Below are 1,576 nucleotides of genomic sequence, written 5' to 3'. Positions count from 1 at the left end.
ACCAAACGCGTAAAGCATGCTGCCCGAGATCGGCCCCCACGATGCCGGCGTGGTGTACCGGATCGTCTTGTCAAGCCGGTAGCCGTTGCCGGGCGCCAGCACGCTCAACTGCCCCAGTGCTACCACCGATGCCGTGCCGGTGCCTTCGCGCAGCGGGTCGGCCATATAGGCGGCCTCCAGAATGGGGGCGTAGGTCCGGCCCAGCGTGACCCGGCCATATGGCCCTTCCAGCCCGACCCACGATTCGCGCGACCAGGCCTGTTGCTGCGTGGCGCCGTTAGCCGGAGAAAACCCTTGCTCCAGGTTGAAGGTCGCGCCCCAACCTTGGCCAAGGTCTTCCCTCCCACGCATGCCGAAGCGGCTGGTGGTGAGAATGCCCGCCGACATGCCCGACAGGCTGTCGCCCGCTGCATTGACATGCGTGGTGTAGGACAGAGCATTTTCAACCGTGCCGTACAGCGTGACGTTGGACTGGGCGTACGCCGAGCCCATCACGGAAAGACCGATCACGCTGGCCGTGCGGATGCCGCCTGCAATTCCCATAGCTGTCTTCCTCCTGATTCTGTTCTCAGATTCTTTTCTTAACGTACCATTTGGTACATTACATTCGCAATGAGCGATGAATTGGGTTGCAAAACATACATGATCGTACAAAAAAATCATGCTGCTATTTGCGAGATTCCCTAGTTGCATCGCCTAAACGTAGTGTGTACCATTCGGTACGTTTAAATTGCTGGACAACGCGGAATTGCCATGAAAGCCGTCTTCACCCCGGAGCAGGACCAGGAGTTCCAGCGGCGCGCCGATGCGGTGTGCGCTGCCATGCGCGCGGCGGGTCTGCGGCAGCTGGTGCTGACCGATACCGACAACCTGTTCTACCTGACCGGCGCCACCTTCGATGCATTGGAGCGGCCGTTCTTCCTGATCCTTGGCGCAGACGGTGGGCGCCAGTTGGTGGTGCCAGCGCTTGAACTTGACCATCTGGGCAAGGCATGGGGCGCACAAGACCGTGTCTCGACCTATCGCGAATACCCGGCCCCAGCAGGGGAGACCTGGCATGACGCGTTGCTTGGCAAAGGGCTGCTGCAGCCGGGTTTCGTGTTCGAACCCAGCCTGCCGATGTGGATGGCGCAGGTGCTGCTCGATGCCGGCGGCGAGCCCTATGAATTGATGGAAGGTATCCGCATCATCAAATCTGCCTGGGAGATTGCCGCCATCGAACGCGCTGCGCACTACGCAGACTGGGGCGTCCAGCAGATCCTGCGCAACGCCTCGGAAGGGGCGTTGGTGGCCGAGACGTTTACGCCAGGGCAGGCGCTTTCACGCAAGATCATCCGCGAGACCCCTGACTGGGACCCGGTGGCCACGCGTGTCATTTGCGGGGCGTGGCCGGCGCCGCTGAGCGCGGAGCCGCACGCCATTCCGCGCCTGGACATGACATTGGGTGAAGGCCCACACGTGGCGATGGTGCTGACCCGCGTCAACGGCTACGCGGCAGAAAGCGAGCGCACGTTCTTCACCACACGCCCCGACCCGCGTGCGCGTGAGCTGTTTCATCTGCTGGAAGCGGCGCGCG

The 1,576-nt window shown here is 62.2% G+C and carries 2 protein-coding genes; one reads left to right on the top strand and one right to left on the bottom strand.

Annotation, left to right across the window (positions count from 1 at the left end; translation table 11 throughout):
• On the bottom strand, positions 1–543 hold a 543-nt coding region (locus tag JHD73_RS27625; RefSeq protein WP_199033315.1), incomplete at its 3' end, for a porin.
• 210 nt (positions 544–753) lie between these two features.
• On the opposite strand from JHD73_RS27625, the gene JHD73_RS27620 reads away from it, so the two are divergent.
• A partial coding sequence (locus tag JHD73_RS27620) for a Xaa-Pro peptidase family protein (RefSeq protein ID WP_199033314.1) occupies positions 754–1,576 on the top strand: 823 nt, incomplete at its 3' end.

This window comes from Ralstonia sp. ASV6 (genome assembly GCF_016429285.1).
GTDB lineage: Bacteria > Pseudomonadota > Gammaproteobacteria > Burkholderiales > Burkholderiaceae > Ralstonia > Ralstonia flaminis.
The sequence above is the reverse complement of the archived record's forward strand: the minus strand, read 5'-3'. Positions and strand labels throughout refer to the sequence as shown.